We start from the raw sequence: 15,676 nt of genomic DNA on the forward strand, positions 1-15,676 counted from the left end.
ATCAGCCTCCAACAGGTTTAAGAGCCGGGACAGCGCCGAATGTGCGGTCCTCACCCATGAACCGTGCTCCCGGAGCGGGAAACCTGACAGTTCCATTCGGGCTGGCCACGCTGATCCGTCGCAGATGGGGGTGAGTGGAAAGCCCCGCCATATCGTTGACTGAAGCAAGAGCGATATTTGCCTCTGAAAGCATGGCAACCGCCTCTTCGGAGTCGTAGCGAGCAAATGCCTCGCTTACCAGTGCGTCTACCTCGGTACGGTTGCTGACCCGCGCAACGTTTGTCGCAAATCGAGGGTCTGTGCCGAGTGTCGTATCGCCTATGAATTCAGTGCAAAGTTTGATCCATTCCCGGTCCGACTGGATCGAAATCAGCACCGGTGCGCCACTCCTGGGATAGAACACCCCGTATGGCGCAATCGACGGATGCGCTAAACCGATGCGTTTGGGACTTTTGCCACCTTCATAGTTCAGAAGCGGCACAGTCAGCCAATCCGCCACGACGTCAAACATAGACACCGAAATCTCGGCACCGGTGCCAGTGACCCCACGCCGGATCAGCGCTTCGAGGATCGCGGAATGCGCAGCTGCACCTGTGGCGATATCGACAATGGAAATCCCCACGCGTGCTGGCTCGGACGGTCCTCCTGTAATCGAGCACAATCCACTTTCTGCTTGGATCAGCAGGTCATAAGCCTTGCGGTTCGCCATCGGCCCGTCTTCGCCGAAACCAGATATGGAACAGGTGATGAGCCGGGGGTTTTCTTTCCGAAGACGTTCGGTGGAAAATCCAAGTTTCGCCATGGCGCCGGGCTTGAGGTTTTGAATGAGCACGTCCGCTTCGGAAATAAGCCCTTCCAGCTCGGATTTGCCTTCTTCTGAAGAAAGGTCCAGCGTTACCGACTCCTTACCCCTGTTCAGCCAGACAAAGTAGCTCGATTGCCCCGAGGCAACGTCATCATAGCCGCGCGCGAAATCGCCCTCGGGTCGCTCGACCTTGATCACCTTCGCTCCGGCATCCGCCAGTCGACCGGATGCGAACGGGGCTGCAACCGCCTGTTCGATGGCAACTACGGTAACTCCTTCCAGCGGCAGCATCAGAACGACCTCGGCATGCCAAGCATGTGCTCGGCGACAAAGGACAGGATCAGGTTGGTCGAGATCGGAGCCACCTGATACAGCCTGGTTTCACGGAACTTCCGTTCGATGTCGTATTCATTGGCAAAACCGAAGCCGCCGTGGAATTGAAGGCAGGCGTTGGCAGCTTCCCAGGATGCTTTTGCCGCCAGATATTTGGACATGTTCGCCTCGGCCCCGCAGGGTTTGCCGGCATCGTACAGCGCGCAGGCTTTCCAGCGCATGAGGTTGGCCGCCTCAACCTCGATGAAGGCCTCGGCAATTGGGAATTGCACACCCTGGTTTTGTCCGATCGGCCTGCCAAAAACTTCGCGGTTGCTCACGTATTCCGTGACCTTGTCCGTGAACCAATACCCGTCGCCGATACACTCAGCCGCGATCAGCGTTCTCTCGGCGTTAAGGCCTGTTAGGATGTATTTGAACCCTTTGCCCTCCTCGCCGATCAGGTTCTCTTCCGGGATCTCCAAGTTGTCGAAGAAAAGCTCATTGGTCTCGTGATTGACCATATTGGCAATAGGCTTGACCTCCATCCCGGACGTCATCGCTTCCTTGATGTCCACGAGGAAGATCGACAGGCCTTCGGACTTCTTTTTGACCTCTGCCAGCGGCGTGGTCCGGGCCAACAGGATCATGAAATCGGAATGCTGTACGCGGCTGATCCAGACCTTTTGGCCATTGATCACATAGCGACCATCTTTCTTGACCGCCGTGGTTTTGATCTTGGTGGTATCGGTGCCCGTGGTAGGTTCCGTCACACCCATGGACTGAATGCGCAATTTACCTTCTGCAATCAGAGGCAAGTACTTCTGGCGCTGCTCTTCCGAACCATGCCGCACCAGCGTGTTCATATTGTACATCTGCCCGTGGCAGGCCCCCGAGTTGCCCCCGGCACGGTTGATCTCTTCCATGATCACCGAGGCTTCTGCCAGCCCCAGGCCAGAGCCGCCATATTCCTCAGGGATCAAAGCTGCCATCCAGCCTTCTTGGGTCAAAGCATCCACGAATTCTTCCGGATAGGCTTTTTCCTCATCCACTTTGCGGTGGTATTCCGCCGGAAACTGGGCACAGAGCGCCCGCACACCGTCCCGGATGTCCTGATAGTTGTCTGACACGAAGTTCATGGCTGACCTTGGATTTCATTGCTGTTGCATGATCCTAAATCGAGTCACCGCCATTGAACAAATATATGATTGTGATACATGCTATATAATAATTTTATGAGGCTGAAGTGGACATACGACAACTCCGATATTTTTTGGAAATCGTAGAACAGGGTTCATTAACCGCTGCATCGCGGACATTGAACGTCGCGCAACCGGCTCTTTCACTGCATCTACGCAACATGGAGGAACGGCTCGATACACCATTGCTTGTTCGAAAGGCCAATGGCGTTGAACCAACGGAAGCTGGCGAGATTCTCAGATCAAGGGCACGCAGTATCCTCAATGAATTGGAGCGAACCGAAGACGAAATTCGCAATCTGGACAAATCACCAGGCGGCGCCGTTCGACTGGGACTGTCGGCCACGATCAGCGAAATTCTAACCTTGCCGCTTATTGACGCTCTGCTGGAAAAATACCCTCGAATTACTCTGAACATCGCAGATGCAATGAGCGGTTTTGTCACCGAGTGGCTTGAGGAAGGCCGTGTGGACCTGGCTGTTCTTTACAATACGTCTGCGGGTGGTCAGACGAATGCAAACGTTCTCGTCGAAGAAGAACTTGTTTTGATACAGCCACCGGACAAACCGATCTCAAATGATGTTTCCCTTCGTTGCCTCTGTGAGGCGCCGGTCATTCTTCCATCAAAAGGCCATGGGCTGCGCGATCTGGTCGAGTCAGCTGCCAGATCAAGAAAGATCGAGGTAAATGTAGCGATGGAGATTGATTCCTATCGCAACATCAAAAACTTGGTGGCCAAGGGTTTTGGCAATTCAGTGCTGCCACTGCATGCTGTGATTAATGAGGTGTCTGAGGGCTCTTTGACGTATGCAAACTTCGCCAACCCAGAACTGCGCAGAGGCGCAATTCTAAAACGTTCCGGTATACCCAACCGTGCACAGCAAGCCGTTGAAGAAACGATTCAAGAGGTCGTTGCCGATTTGGTTCAAGGCGGCAACTGGGCGGGAGCCACTTTATCGGCCAGTTTGAGTTAAGAGATTGACGTCGCACGGTTTTTCCGCAAACGTTCGATAACGTGACAGTCGACATTTCGCAGGAAAAACCTATCCTGCCAGTAGGGCAAATTGGTGAAAGCAAGGATTCGTCGTGTCAGAGAATTGTCGTTTTCGGAGGTTGTGTCGCGAATTTTCGTAGAAACCGGAAATGCCCGACTGGCGGGCGCACTTATCCCGCGACTTCAGCAAATTTGCGAAACCCAGAGGTCCACGGCAAATCGAATTGCTTCTTGCGGATCATATTGGCGATTTCGATCGCCATCTAAGGTCGCAGAAGCAAATGATTTAAACCCGCACATGTGCCTAACTCTGCGTTTGATGAAACGGTGATCCTGCTCGATCAGGTTGTTCAGGAATTTCGACCTGATCGTCTGTATCGTCGCCCTGTAACCAACGCGCTCGAGCGATTGCAGGAAAGGCTCAACTGGGAGGTGGAAATCCAATGACTGACAGTCGCAGTGATCTTCTCGAACGCCTCAAGCCTAAATGGGAGGCCGTGGACAGGTTAGGGAGTGAAGGACTCCGGTTCTGATCTCAAGACCTTTCTCGACGAGATGTGGGGTGAGGAATACGAAACACAAACCGCCGTGTCGGAGATGGAAAAGAATCCGGATTGTAGGGACGAAGACCTTGCGGAAGATCCTGCAGCTCAGTTCAAAATGATTACAGTCGCTTATGCCACAGGAAAGGCGGATGAGATCGACCGGGTTGTAGGTTACATTGCGTTGATACGTCGCATGAAAAAGCAGGGTATCTATGAATTGGGTGGCTCGGATGAAGAATGTCCGGATGGGTGATGCGATGGATTGAAGACGCACAGATCGGCGGTGGATTAACTCGCATCTGGCCTTGGCTACAAACCTACCGGATCGGAGATAGGAGATAGCGGTCAAGATCGGCTGCGGTTTGCCGCGGGGGTATGGTCGCTTGCCTGGCGAAATTGACTCGGCTGACACCTCGGAAATACAGTATTTGATGTTTGACAGCGGTTTCGGGAGATAACGGCGATGACGAGATCCAATACGCCCTTGGACGCAGAGCTCTCCGCTATGGTTCGTGAGGTGTTGGCGCAATCGATAGAGCGAGCGAAAGTGCCCACTTGGCGAGTAGCACTGGCACCAATGTTGTTAGGGGCGGCATTCACCTTGACCCTAATGGTCGTAACAAAATGGCTCATAGATATCGGCTTGCTTTGATGGTTTCGGCTCAACGGGTGGCCGCGTCCGATACAGTGTGGTTTCCGGTTGTTGGGCACTTGGATTGTGCCACGCAGAAGCGGCATAGCGAGGAAGAGTTCTCTGGCTCGTTTCCATGTGTACGGACGAAACCGTAGAAATACATTCGAATACGATGAGAATGTAGTCTGGTGGGGTTATTTTTGGGCGGGCAGAACCTCCCACTGAATGAGCCAGTCGACGCGTGCTAGTACTGGCCACCACTGATCGGACAAGGATGTAGAAGCTACTTGACGATAAAATCGGTTGAACAAGTATTGCTTGTGTTGTTGCTATTCCCGGCCTGAAAGATAGGAAGATATGACTGACTACACAGACTGGTTGCGTCAGCAAGTATTGTTACAAGCCGAGACCTTGGCACCTGATGAATTTGCGAGGATTCCGACCACACGCGGGCTGACCGCCATTGTCGACAAAAAGTTTGCCAAAGCCGTCAGCCAATATCGATGGTTTGCCGTTCGTGCGCAGCCGGAACATATCTACGCAGTGGCTGACATTGATGGTCGCCGCATTTCCCTGCCGCGGCTGGTTTTGACGCTCGAAACTCCGGGTAAGACTGTGGATGACTTCAAGCAAGTGTCATTCTAGAACAAAATCAGCTTCGATTGTCGCTTGAGCAATCTTGAATTTCGGGTGGGTCGCCAAGCCGTTATGCGCAAGCGAAAACCCAAGCGAAACACATCCTCGAAATACAAAGGCGTAATGCGTGCCAAGTGAAACAGAAATTAAGGTTCTGAACATCGCTTGAACGGGCGATGCCAAAACGGCCAGATCTAACGCATTTGAGTTGGTCCAAACGAGGGACGCGAACGCGCAGCGCTAAGTCGGGACCTACCTGCGTAGGCCGTTACGCTTATGCAAATGCCGCTATAGGGTATTTGGTCAAATCGGGATGTCTATGCGGCAATTCAGGCCGCCAAGGGACGGTGATGTGCTCAGGTCCAGACGCGCCCCATAAGCGTTCAGTAAGTCGACTGCGATTGCCAGCCCCAGCCCGCTGCCGGTGACGGATGTGTCAAGCCGCCCGCCCGAGCGCAGGGCTTCGCGCACGTCGCCCTGCGGGATTCCCGGCCCGTCATCTTCGATACTGATGTCGATAGAGTTGTCTTTGCGTACTGCCGTCAGACGCACCGACTGTCGGCACCATTTGATCGCGTTGTCCAGAAGGTTGCCCAGGATCTCTTCGATATCCTGCGTGTCCATCCGTACCCAGAGGTTGGTGTCTCTTGTCACATCCAGCGTCTTGTCCTCGCGTTCGGCCATGAGGGAAAACAGACGCGTAAGCCGGTCAACCGAGTTGGATAGATCGGTGCGGGAATGGGTCAGCTCGGCCGTGTTTATCGCCCGCATCCGGGCCAGCGAGCGGCCGAGTTGCGCGTCGATCCGGTCCAGCGCTTCTCGGGCTGTCTCGGTTTCCGCGCCCGTTTCCGACAGGTTCTGCAACTCGTTCCGCAGGATTGCGGCGGGGGTTTTCAAAGCGTGCGCAAGGTCTGCCGCCTGCCGCCGCGAGCCGCTGACGATGTCCCGGTTGCGCCGCAGCAACTGGTTCAGGTCTTCGACCAGCGGGGACACTTCTTCGGGGTAATCCGCAGGCCTGAGATCCTCATCCCTGTCCCAGCGATGCGCCACATCGGACCGCAGCTTGCGCAGCGGCCCCAGAATGACAGACATCAGCAGCAAAGAACCCGCGACCCCGATCACCCCGACCAACGCAAAGACAGGCAGCAGGCTTTTCTGCGCCGCCCGTCTTTCGTTGCGAAGCTGAGCCCGGGATTCGGCGACGCTGACGCCCCAGACCGTGCCATCTTCGTAAGAGATTTCCTGGTAGACGCTGCGCAAGGCCTCGTCTTCCGGGCCGCGCGTGTTCCAGAGGACAGCCTCCTCGGACGCGCCCTTCGGTTCGGCGAGTGTCTCGTCAAACAGGGATGCCGATGTGAAAATCTCTCCGTCGCTGCTGGTGACCTGCCAATAACGTCCGGAATAGGGCGTGCCATAAGCCGGGTCGAACATGAGATCGCGCAGCGCGTCAGGGTCCTGGGTCGTGACGCTCAGCCCGACGACGACCTGCGTGTGGCGGTCACGCAGCGTGGTGTCGAATTGCTCGGACACACGTGAATCGATGTAGGAGAACACCGCCAGAGTCCCCAGGCCAACAGACACGGCGCCCGATGCGATGCCACCCAGCAATGCCCGTTGACGCAGGGATAACATCAGGCTGAATCGATCATGTATCCACGCCCGCGGACCGTGGTTATCAGGTCGGGGCCCAACTTTTTGCGCAGCCGGGTGATGAAGACCGCGATCGTGTTCGAATCCCTGTCGCCGTCATATTCATAGATATGCTCTGACAGTTCGGTTCGCGAGATCATTCGCCCGGCGTTATGCGCCAGATAGGTCAGCACGGCGATTTCCTGTGCGGTCAGAACGACCGGGATGCCATCCACCGTGACCCGCCCGTTCCGGGTATCGAGGATGACGTTCCCCATCTCGATTACCGGGTTCATCTGTCCGCTCTGCCGCCGCAGAATGGCCCGAACCCGCGCCGCAAGCTCAGGCATGTGGAACGGTTTGGTCATGTAGTCATCGGCACCGGCATCCAGACCGTCGACGCGTTCGCTCCAGCCATCGCGGGCGGTCAGGATCAGCACCGGTGTTTTCACACCTGCGCTGCGCCAGGCGCGCAAGACGGACAGGCCGTCACGTTCGGGCAGGCCGATATCCAGAATGATCATGTCGTAAGGTTCAGTCGAGCCCAGATGCAACGCGTCCAGCCCGTTGTGGACCACATCCACAACCCGTCCTTCTGCGTTCAGAAGTTTCTTGATCTGTTCGCACAGGTGCGGCTCATCTTCTGCCAGAAGGACTCTCATATTCAGGACCTATCGGCGCGTTTGGTCGGCAGGTCAACCATTACTTCCTGCCGCCGCCGTTTCCACCGCCGCCGCTGTTTCCACCGCCGCCGCCGTTTCCACCGCCGCCGCCGTTTCCACCACCGCCGCCGTTTCCACCACCGCCGCCGGAATTTCCGCCGCCATTGCCGCCAGAGTTCCCGCCGCGGTTGCTGCTATTCCCCTTGTTGCCTTTGCTGCTGGAATTTCCTTTGGATTTTGCATTGGCTGAGTTGCCGGGGCTGGATCGGGCTGCTTCAGAAATCTGGCGGCCGATGCTGGATCGGTTGGACACGACGACTCCGGTTTTAGCGTTAACGATAACGCTGATGATCTTACCGTTGGGTTTCTTGACCAGAATTCGGTAGTAGACTTGGTCCGCCCGGAAAGCGCGCGCATCGACCGGGGTCCCGCCAAAGGTTTTTTCGACCCCTTTTATGACCTTCTTCAGGCGAATTGCTCCACCCGAGGCGGTCGCCATGCGTAGTTCGGCCTGTTTCAGTTCGCGCGCCGCCGCATGCCCTTCAGTCGTCTGAAGAAGGGTGGCTAAACCAACCATGACCAATAGCTTTTTCATACCTAGTACTCTTTACCGAGCAAACGCACCTTAATCTATCTCTTTCAGCATGAACTGGCGGTGAACAGTCAGTTACGCGTGGGTTAAATGCAAATCGGTTTAAATGGGTTGTGGGGGTCGATTCCGATCCGCTTGGCAAGTGCGCATATTTGGCAGGCTGAGCTGCCCGGAGAAATGAAACCTGATTTCGGTAGATGAGGGCCGTTATGAAAATCAAGACGACCAACCTGATGAGGGCCACAGCCATTGCAATTGCCCTGCTTGGGTCTACGGCGATTGTTGGTGCCGTAGCTTTTCCTGATATTGCCTATGCGAAGGAAGGCAAAGGCGGAGGTAACGGCGGCGGCAACGGTGGCGGCAACGGCGGTGGAAATGATGGCGGCGGCAAAGGTAAGGGGGGCGGGTTTGGAGCGTCCAAGGGCGACGGCCAGAAAGCTGCGGGTAAATCGGGTCACAAAAGCAAGGGTTTTGGTGGTGGACGAACGATATCCTCAAAGGAAAAAGGGTTTTCTCTGAAGGGATTGTTCGGCGGCAAGAAAACACTGAGCCTGAAAAAAGCGCCCAAAACCGTCAGTGTGGTGCGCAAGGCTGATAAGCCCGTTCGCCCCGAAGCGCGGCCGAAGGGCAACAAGATAGCTGACATACTGGGCGTACACCCATCCGATCTGGGCGCGCTGAATGCGGCCAATGCCAGTGCTACCGCTCTGAACAATGCAGCACCTAATTCCCGCGTGGGCCGCATTGCACATTACCGCGATACGGTTCTCGCCGGAGAGGATCTGCGTGCCGATCTTGCAGAAAAACAGAGTCTGCTGGACGAAATGACCGTGCCGGACCGGACTGTCCCCGAGATTGAAGAGGATCTTGCGGCCGCACTGACGGATGTGCAGGAAAAACAAGACCGCGTGGCCGACCTTGAAAATGCTCTTGAAGAGGCTGGGGGGACCAATCCGGATATCGAGGCGCAACTGGATGATGCCAAGGCGGATCTGCAGGATTCGATCGAAACGGCCGAAAGCCTGAGCGCCGAACAGCAAGCAGCGCAAGACTATGACGATGCGGTCGCTGCCGTTGATGACTTGAACGAGGCCGTCGAAAACCAACCTCAGAAAGAACGCGAAGCCCTTGAGGCTGCGGCCAACAAAACCGTCACCGACGAGGTCGAGGCAGCGGTGAAATCGCTCCTCGGGCTTTGATCTTCGGGGCGGGGGCGACAAGACACTCACGGAGACAGGGCCAGCCACGCATGATGGGGATCATGTGGCTGGCCCTTTTGCTTACGATAGAACTAGGCGATCAGATTGCACGCTGTCCCAACCCTTGCTGAAAAAAGCCCGCTCTGGAGTGGAGCGGGCTTTGACCTTAAGGTGTTTTCCCGGGCAGGACGAAGCCTGGGAAAACTAGGGCATCTGGGTAACCAATCAGACGTCCCTTTTAGCCTCTTCAAGTCGTGTATTCTTGATGATGTCCAACAATGCACTCTCGATAGGTGGGAAGCGTCCACTGCTTGCATTCACAGTTTTCGACGACTCACGCTGCAGAGCGGTGCGACAGGAGTGCATGGCTGCTGAAGCACGGTTGGTAGTAACTTCGATGGCAGTTTTGATCATGCTGTTTCCCCTTTCGTGGAATCAGGCCCTTCGTATTCGGCCAAAGGCTACGCAGCCCAGTATGCGCGAAGGCGGTTGAACTCTTCACGAATGCCCTGTTCACGTTCGGTTCACAACGCCGCTTGAGCTTGGATACGGCTAAGAGGCCTTGATGCGGCACAGGGCCGGCCGCTTTTGCTGTACGGCCGTCCGTTTGGCATCGAAAAGAAAGGTTCCGGGCGCTAACCGAAACTAGTGTCAGGATGCATTGATTTTTAAAGCGCTGCGTGATTCACGGCCTGGAAAGCGGAGCTGTGATATGAGCGGCCTTTTCTGGCTGAGCGACGAGCAGATGGCCAGGCTTTCCCCTTTCTTCCCTAAGTCGCACGGCAAGCCACGGGTCGATGATAGAAGGGTGTTGAGCGGGATTATCCCCATCAACCGCAATGGGTTACAATGGCGAGATACGCCGGAGGCATACGGGACGCACAAGACGCTCTACAGCCGGCGGAAACGTTGGAGCGAGAAAGGCATCTGTGCCCAGATGATGGTGGGCCTGGCTGCCGAACACGGCGAGGGGAAAACCCTGATGATCGATGTGACCTATCTGAAGGCACACCGTGCCGCGACCAGCATGGCCGCGAAAAAGGGCGGCGTGAACGCCTGATTGGTCGAACCAAGGGCGACATGAACACCAAACTGCATGCTTTCTGTGACAACCAAGGGCGACCGCTCAGCCTTTTCGTCACCGCTGCTCAAGTCAGTGACTACATCGGCGCGCAAGCGCTACTGAGCAGCTTGCCAAGGGTCGACTGGTTGCCTGGGGATCGTGGCTACGGCGCCGCTACAAACGGCGAAACCGGATTGAGATCATGTTCGGCAGGCTCAAGGACTGGCGGCGTGAGGCGACACGCTACGACAGATGCGCAAAGGTCTTTCTGTCGGAAATCACTCTCGCTGCAACCGTCATCTACTGGTTATGAAGCCGGCCCCTAAAGCTCCGCGCGCCGGGCAAAGGGTGTTCAATCGGCAACTTCACGGCGATCGGCTTAACGAGCGGCTCTCAGGGTCGGCGAACGTCCCAGCAGCCCATGCTGTGGCGACGTTGGAGGGCTGTTTTCTCCGCTACTTTATTACCGAGATGGGTGTTGCCAGGTACTTTTCTGTTCAACCCTGATCTCAGGTGCGAAATCGCAAAAAATATTTGCGCAATTTCAATGGTTTTGGGTGGCCTACGGGAAACCCCCAATACCGGGATTTGGGGCAATTCGTTAACTGTAACGTATTGATCGGATCATTTCGAACGATACCACTTTTCCCCTATGAGGGGCTGGCTACTTACCCCCTCGGCCGGCCCCTCAGCAAACACCCGCGAACCGTTTCGATACCCCCCTAACCTGGTCGTCAGGCGTTTTTCCCCAGTGATTGCACTACCCGTGTGACCAGTGCCGGAAGCTCTGACGAGTCGCCATAGCTGGCGGTGTGCGGAATCTCGGTTACGGGTGATTTACGATAGCCTTCGGTGAACAGAAGAAACGGTACCTGTGCACGACGGGCCGTTTCGGCGTCGACCTCGCTGTCGCCTACAAACAGTTGCGGACCGGCGGGGGTGACGGCGGCAAAACTGGCCTCAAGATGGGCTGGGTCCGGTTTGCGGGTGTGCAGGCTGTCGCCCCCCAGAACGGCATCGAAATGATGCGCCAGGTTCATGGCTTCCAGCACGTGTCGCGCCGGGGCTTCGGGTTTGTTGGTGCAAACACCCAGAACACAGCCCATATCGCGCAACTGTTCCAGCGCCTGTACCACGCCGGAATAAACGACGGTTTTGTCGCTGGCACCAGCGTTGTAATGCGTCAGAGTCTGTCGGGTCAGGTCGGCATGGTGGTCCATCGACAGATCGCAATGCAGGATCACACGCTCGACCAGTTTGGGCAGACCGTTGCCTACGAACTGTTGGATTTGTTCTTGCGGAAGGGGCGCGACGGCGTTGTCCTGCAACATCCTGTTGGTGGCGGCGGCAAGGTCCGCGAGGCTGTCCACCAGCGTCCCGTCCAGATCGAACATAATTGTTGCGCTCATCGGTAGCCTCGTCTGATTTTGGTCCCCCACAAGACCTATCCCGCTGGATTTTGAGGCGCAATCACATTGGTTTGGAGTTTCTGTCAGAACTGGCTTGACATACCTGACTAAAATAATCAGATTAGCCGAGAAGTGAGCAGCCAACCCCATTTCGGGTCAGCCAGATCAAGAAAAACGCGAACAGATCAAGGCATTTCGCCTGAGACCACTTGGAGTTGTCCTGATGAACATGCAGACCCCGAATCCCAGCCAATCTTACGCTGTTTCCATGCTGCCTGCCCACAAGGCCGAAGACCTGACCAAGGGTGGAAACCTGGCCCATATCGAATTGGGCGACCAGCTGTACACCCTGCGCATCACCCGCGCCGGCAAGCTGATCCTGACCAAATGAGCGCGCCTTCCCCGCGGGGCGGGGCGGCCGTTGGCCGCCTTGCTGACCTAAGCCCTGTCGAGGCCGGTGCTGTGATGTATCTGCGGCTCTGGGGCGATGGCGCGCAGGGGCGTTCGGACGCTGCCAGTGATTTTCAAATCGCGTTGGGCGCAGAAAGCGGGCGCGCCGCGATGATGACACTGGACCAGTTGTGTTCGCTATGCGCGCATCACGGGCGCCGTCCGCTGATCCGCCACGGCTTGGGGTGTTCCTGTTTGGGCGCAGATGAGAACTGCTTTGCGCAGATGATCGCTGCGGCCTCGGAAGGGGACCGCGAAGACGCGATGATGATGGCATCCCTGATTGTGCGGGCGGATTTCGCCCCTGCGTTGGCTTCATTGTCCGAGGAACTTGGACTGGCACTGCGCCGCATGACAGCGCTTGTTCCAATGCCCACGACCGGGCACCAACCCCCCGCAGCCATGCTGCATTAAGCAGCAGGCAAGCGTAAAACCCCGGTCGCCCTCGCGCCGGGGTTTTTTTGTGTCAGCAGCACCCGCACCCGGCGTGGTGATGGTCATGATCGCAGGCCGGGGCAGGGGCATAGTCGCCCACCTCAGACAGCACTTCCCGCAGCGCCCAGAGGATCATGTCCACGTCCTCGGCCTCGATGGTCAGGGGCGGGCGGATCTTCAGGATGTTGTCCTTTGGACCTTCGCTGCCGATCAGGATGCGGTGGTCGCGCATCCGGTTCTTGACGTATTTGCAGATCTCGGTGCCCTCGGACCCGTCGGGGTTGATCAATTCGACGCCTAGAAACAGGCCCATGCCCCGCACGTCCCCGACGCAGCCGCAATCAGCCTCGATCCGGCGCAGGCCATCCATCAGGCGCGCGCCCATGTTGCGGGCGTTGCCCTGCAGGCTCTCGTCATCGACAATGTCCAGCACTTCTTTGCCGATCCGGCAGGACAGGGTCGAGCCGCCGAAGGTCGAGAAGAACTCGATCCCGTTGTCAAAGCTGCGGGCGATTTCCTTGGTCGTGACCAGTACGCCCAGCGGGTGACCATTGCCGATGGGTTTGCCCATGACCACGATATCCGGCAGCGCGCCCTGATGTTCGAAGCCGAAATAGTATTCGCCCAGACGTCCCAGCCCGGTCTGCACTTCGTCGGCGATGCAAACGCCGCCTGCAGCGCGGATTTTCTCATATACCGCAGGCAGGTAGCCCTTGGGTGGGATGATCTGACCGCCGACCGAGGGGAAGGTCTCGGCGATGAAACCGGCCACGCCCTGACCCTTGTCTTGCAAGGCGGCAATCGCCGGGTCGACCAGATCGGCGTATTTCTGGGCGCGCTCGGGATCGTCCCGCTTGAACGACCCGCGATAGTCGTCGGCCACCTCGACCAGCTCGACCCAATCGGCCTGACCGATCCCGCCCGGCTTGTTGAATTTGTAGGCCGAGATCGCAACAGCCGCGTTGGTGTTGCCGTGATAGCCGTGGTCCGGCGTCACGATCCCCTTGGCCCCAGTATGAGCGCGGGCCAGCCGCAGTGCGAGTTCATTGGCCTCGGTGCCGGAATTGACGAAGAAACAGACTTCGAAATGATCGGGCAGTTTGGACAATATCTTGTCGGCAAAGGCGGTCTGGGCCGGATGCAGATAGCGGGTATTCGAGTTCATCCGCTTCAACTGATCCGCCGCCACCGCCTGAATGCGCGGGTGTGCGTGGCCTACATGCGGGACGTTGTTATATGCGTCCAGATAAGGGCGCCCCCACTCATCGAACAGGTGATGCTTCCACCCGCGTACCAGCATGACCGGATCATCGTAGGTCAGGCTGAGGTTGCCGCCGAAATGATCGTGCCGCCCTTGCAGGATCGCCTGCTTGTCGGTGGGGCGGTAGAACACCTTGTCGTCGGGCAGATTCAACAGCGCCGCCGGGTTGGGGCAAACGGCATGCCACAGCTCCATCTCATCCGGGTCGCCGACACCGGGCCAGTCGGTCTGCATGCCGTCCGTGGTCAGGGCCAGCTGGAAATGCACATGCGGGGCCCAGCCGCCGTTCTGGTTGGCGTCCCCCAGCCGGGCAAAGGCTGCGCCCTGCGCCACCGGATCGCCCGGTTTCAGCCGGTCGTAAACCTCGGGGTCCAGATGGCCGTAGAGCGTGTAGAAGGGATCACCCTCGGGCGTTTCGTGATGCAGGATCACCACGCCGCCATAGTCCAGATGCGAGTCTCGGTTCTCGACCGCCTCAACCCGGCCACTCATCGGCGCATGCAGCACGGTGCCCGCGGGCGCAAACACATCCACCGCCAGGTGCACGGTACGCCGGTCCGAGGCCTTCCACGGCCCCTTGCGGAATCCGGGTTCGGCATAAATCAGGCGGGGTTCGTTGTAATAGCCCAGCCACAAGCCCTCACCGAATTCCTCACCCACGCGGGCGGCCTCTTCCAGCGGCATGTGAAACGGGTTCTGCGGCCAGGTCGAGTTTTCAACCGACAGTGAGCCCATAGGCACATCGCTCAGGTCTTGCTCGAACATCTGGGCAAACTGACCGCGATGCTCGGAGAGGTAAGCGTGGATACGCTCGGCCCCATCCGTGACCGGCAGGCCACAGGCGGTGCGCAGCCGGGCCGACATCAGGCCGCCATTCACGTCTGTATTCTCAAGGAACCGCCAGGCCGGGGCCTGACTGATGGTCACGTAAGGATCATCCGGATTTTCAGCCGCCATCAGGGTCGAGTTCACGACGGACACAGCCAACCGCATCCGCAGCAGCGGCCAGATCAGATCGATCTCATCCGCGCGCAGCCGGTTGGCCGCGTGATAGCCCCGCACCAACGCAGCCAAGGCGCGTTCAGGTTTGGGGTGGTCCAGAACGATATACGCCCCCGCAATCGCCAGATCGCAAATACGCGGGGCCGCGCACATGTCGCCCAGATCGATCAGGCCCGAGATGCTTTGGCGCTGGCCCAACTCACCTTCGACCAGGATGTTATAGTCGTTGGCGTCATTGTGGATGGCTTGTTTGGGCAGACCTGACAATTGACCGGAGATCGCGTCGAACGCGCCGCAAATCCCTGAAAGCAACGCGCGGCGTCCGGAATCAGCAATCGCATCCAATTGATCGGCGATCCAATCCGCCTGCGTCAGGTCCCATTTGAAATCCGTCCGGTGCAGTCCGTCATGTGAAAACCGTTCCAGCGCCTTGTCGGTTGCGCCCAGAACGCGGCCCAGTTTCAGGATCAGTTCCTCGGACTTGGGTGCCGTTTTGGCATAACACTGCCCCGGCAGGCATTCGAGCAGCCAGGCCAGCCGCATCTCTCCCTGCTGATCGGCAATCTCGGGCAACAGTGTACCGTTCAGGTCCGCGAACACCTGTGGGAATGGCAACCCGGGTGCCTCGCTTGCGATATGCGCCGACGCCTTGACCTGCAGGTCCACGAATTCGGCCTCGCAGCCCGCGCGCATGACCTTGAGCACGTAATCCTGACCGTTGGTGGCCCGGACCATAAAGTTCAGGTCATATTCGCCGTCCAAACGCTCCAATTTGGCGTCCAGCCCCCAATGGGTGCGCAGGGCAACTGCCCAGAATTCCGTCATGCCGCTCATACGATTTCCAGTCCC

At 57.5% G+C, this 15,676-nt stretch carries 14 protein-coding genes and 2 pseudogenes; 7 read left to right on the forward strand and 9 right to left on the reverse strand.

Annotated elements, in window-relative coordinates; all coding sequences use genetic code 11:
- Position 1: 1 nt before the first annotated feature.
- Positions 2-1,096: a CaiB/BaiF CoA transferase family protein gene (locus ACR0KW_RS19035; protein WP_480806392.1), complete on the reverse strand. Its 1,095-nt coding sequence runs from the start codon at positions 1,094-1,096 to the stop codon at positions 2-4.
- Positions 1,096-2,256 (reverse strand): acyl-CoA dehydrogenase family protein, encoded by a 1,161-nt coding sequence (locus ACR0KW_RS19040; protein ID WP_480806393.1) that lies wholly within the window; start codon positions 2,254-2,256, stop codon positions 1,096-1,098. The genes ACR0KW_RS19035 and ACR0KW_RS19040 overlap by 1 nt, the downstream gene beginning before the upstream one ends.
- A 107-nt stretch (positions 2,257-2,363) precedes the next feature.
- On the opposite strand from ACR0KW_RS19040, the gene ACR0KW_RS19045 reads away from it, so the two are divergent.
- On the forward strand, positions 2,364-3,290 hold the full coding sequence (locus tag ACR0KW_RS19045; protein WP_480806394.1) for a LysR family transcriptional regulator: 927 nt from the start codon (positions 2,364-2,366) through the stop codon (positions 3,288-3,290).
- A gap of 190 nt (positions 3,291-3,480) precedes the next feature.
- Here ACR0KW_RS19045 and ACR0KW_RS19050 read toward each other — a convergent pair.
- Positions 3,481-3,670, reverse strand: a pseudogene (locus ACR0KW_RS19050) (DDE-type integrase/transposase/recombinase); the annotation flags it as partial.
- A gap of 153 nt (positions 3,671-3,823) precedes the next feature.
- Between ACR0KW_RS19050 and ACR0KW_RS19055 the strand changes: the two are divergent.
- Positions 3,824-4,108 carry a hypothetical protein gene (locus ACR0KW_RS19055; RefSeq protein ID WP_480806395.1) on the forward strand — a complete coding sequence of 95 codons (285 nt, stop codon included), beginning with the start codon at positions 3,824-3,826 and terminating at the stop codon, positions 4,106-4,108.
- 738 nt (positions 4,109-4,846) lie between these two features.
- The gene (locus ACR0KW_RS19060) at positions 4,847-5,134 is read left to right on the forward strand and encodes a hypothetical protein (protein ID WP_480806396.1); all 288 of its coding nucleotides are present in this window, start codon (positions 4,847-4,849) and stop codon (positions 5,132-5,134) included.
- A 294-nt stretch (positions 5,135-5,428) separates the two neighbouring features.
- On the opposite strand, the gene ACR0KW_RS19065 is transcribed toward ACR0KW_RS19060, so the two are convergent.
- The 3 genes from ACR0KW_RS19065 to ACR0KW_RS19075 are packed head-to-tail and all read right to left on the reverse strand — an operon-like array spanning position 5,429 to position 8,011.
- Positions 5,429-6,757 (reverse strand): ATP-binding protein, encoded by a 1,329-nt coding sequence (locus ACR0KW_RS19065; RefSeq protein WP_480806397.1) that lies wholly within the window; start codon positions 6,755-6,757, stop codon positions 5,429-5,431.
- Entirely contained in the window at positions 6,757-7,416 is a 660-nt protein-coding gene (locus ACR0KW_RS19070) for a response regulator transcription factor (protein WP_480806398.1), read from the reverse strand. The genes ACR0KW_RS19065 and ACR0KW_RS19070 overlap by 1 nt, the downstream gene beginning before the upstream one ends.
- A gap of 40 nt (positions 7,417-7,456) precedes the next feature.
- The gene (locus ACR0KW_RS19075) at positions 7,457-8,011 is read right to left on the reverse strand and encodes a PepSY domain-containing protein (protein ID WP_480806399.1); all 555 of its coding nucleotides are present in this window, start codon (positions 8,009-8,011) and stop codon (positions 7,457-7,459) included.
- Between the two features lie 206 nt (positions 8,012-8,217).
- Here ACR0KW_RS19075 and ACR0KW_RS19080 point away from each other — a divergent pair, with 206 nt between their 5' ends.
- Positions 8,218-9,207 carry a hypothetical protein gene (locus ACR0KW_RS19080; RefSeq protein ID WP_480806400.1) on the forward strand — a complete coding sequence of 330 codons (990 nt, stop codon included), beginning with the start codon at positions 8,218-8,220 and terminating at the stop codon, positions 9,205-9,207.
- A gap of 225 nt (positions 9,208-9,432) precedes the next feature.
- Here the strand turns inward: ACR0KW_RS19080 and ACR0KW_RS19085 are convergent, their stop codons facing one another.
- Positions 9,433-9,621, reverse strand: a complete 189-nt coding sequence (locus ACR0KW_RS19085; protein WP_480806401.1) for a hypothetical protein — start codon at positions 9,619-9,621, stop codon at positions 9,433-9,435.
- 298 nt (positions 9,622-9,919) lie between these two features.
- Here ACR0KW_RS19085 and ACR0KW_RS19090 point away from each other — a divergent pair.
- Positions 9,920-10,583 (forward strand): annotated as a pseudogene (locus tag ACR0KW_RS19090) (IS5 family transposase).
- Positions 10,584-11,004: 421 nt separating this feature from the next.
- Here ACR0KW_RS19090 and gph read toward each other — a convergent pair.
- Positions 11,005-11,679, reverse strand: coding sequence for a phosphoglycolate phosphatase (gene gph, locus ACR0KW_RS19095; RefSeq protein ID WP_480806402.1), 675 nt, complete (start codon positions 11,677-11,679; stop codon positions 11,005-11,007).
- A gap of 223 nt (positions 11,680-11,902) precedes the next feature.
- Between gph and hemP the strand changes: the two genes are divergently transcribed.
- Together hemP and ACR0KW_RS19105 are read left to right on the forward strand one after the other, a co-directional pair.
- On the forward strand, positions 11,903-12,070 hold the full coding sequence (gene hemP, locus ACR0KW_RS19100; protein ID WP_170328602.1) for a hemin uptake protein HemP: 168 nt from the start codon (positions 11,903-11,905) through the stop codon (positions 12,068-12,070).
- Positions 12,067-12,543 carry a hypothetical protein gene (locus ACR0KW_RS19105; protein ID WP_170328601.1) on the forward strand — a complete coding sequence of 159 codons (477 nt, stop codon included), beginning with the start codon at positions 12,067-12,069 and terminating at the stop codon, positions 12,541-12,543. Before hemP ends, ACR0KW_RS19105 begins: the two co-directional genes overlap by 4 nt.
- Before the next feature lie 52 nt (positions 12,544-12,595).
- On the opposite strand, the gene ACR0KW_RS19110 is transcribed toward ACR0KW_RS19105, so the two are convergent.
- Positions 12,596-15,661: an aminotransferase class III-fold pyridoxal phosphate-dependent enzyme gene (locus tag ACR0KW_RS19110; RefSeq protein ID WP_480806403.1), complete on the reverse strand. Its 3,066-nt coding sequence runs from the start codon at positions 15,659-15,661 to the stop codon at positions 12,596-12,598.
- Positions 15,662-15,676 lie beyond the last annotated feature (15 nt).

This window comes from Ruegeria sp. CG11 (assembly GCF_056537245.1).

Excerpts from the sequence above, each read along its gene's own strand:
- ACR0KW_RS19110 (WP_480806403.1), bottom strand. The coding sequence starts at position 15,661 with ATGAGCGGCATGACGGAATTCTGGGCAGTTGCCCTGCGCACCCATTGG.
- ACR0KW_RS19065 (WP_480806397.1), bottom strand. The coding sequence starts at position 6,757 with ATGTTATCCCTGCGTCAACGGGCATTGCTGGGTGGCATCGCATCGGGC.
- ACR0KW_RS19070 (WP_480806398.1), bottom strand. The coding sequence starts at position 7,416 with ATGAGAGTCCTTCTGGCAGAAGATGAGCCGCACCTGTGCGAACAGATC.
- ACR0KW_RS19080 (WP_480806400.1), top strand. The coding sequence starts at position 8,218 with ATGAAAATCAAGACGACCAACCTGATGAGGGCCACAGCCATTGCAATT.
- ACR0KW_RS19105 (WP_170328601.1), top strand. The coding sequence starts at position 12,067 with ATGAGCGCGCCTTCCCCGCGGGGCGGGGCGGCCGTTGGCCGCCTTGCT.
- ACR0KW_RS19060 (WP_480806396.1), top strand. The coding sequence starts at position 4,847 with ATGACTGACTACACAGACTGGTTGCGTCAGCAAGTATTGTTACAAGCC.
- hemP (WP_170328602.1), top strand. The coding sequence starts at position 11,903 with ATGAACATGCAGACCCCGAATCCCAGCCAATCTTACGCTGTTTCCATG.
- gph (WP_480806402.1), bottom strand. The coding sequence starts at position 11,679 with ATGAGCGCAACAATTATGTTCGATCTGGACGGGACGCTGGTGGACAGC.
- ACR0KW_RS19085 (WP_480806401.1), bottom strand. The coding sequence starts at position 9,621 with ATGATCAAAACTGCCATCGAAGTTACTACCAACCGTGCTTCAGCAGCC.
- ACR0KW_RS19040 (WP_480806393.1), bottom strand. The coding sequence starts at position 2,256 with ATGAACTTCGTGTCAGACAACTATCAGGACATCCGGGACGGTGTGCGG.
- ACR0KW_RS19075 (WP_480806399.1), bottom strand. The coding sequence starts at position 8,011 with ATGAAAAAGCTATTGGTCATGGTTGGTTTAGCCACCCTTCTTCAGACG.
- ACR0KW_RS19035 (WP_480806392.1), bottom strand. The coding sequence starts at position 1,096 with ATGCTGCCGCTGGAAGGAGTTACCGTAGTTGCCATCGAACAGGCGGTT.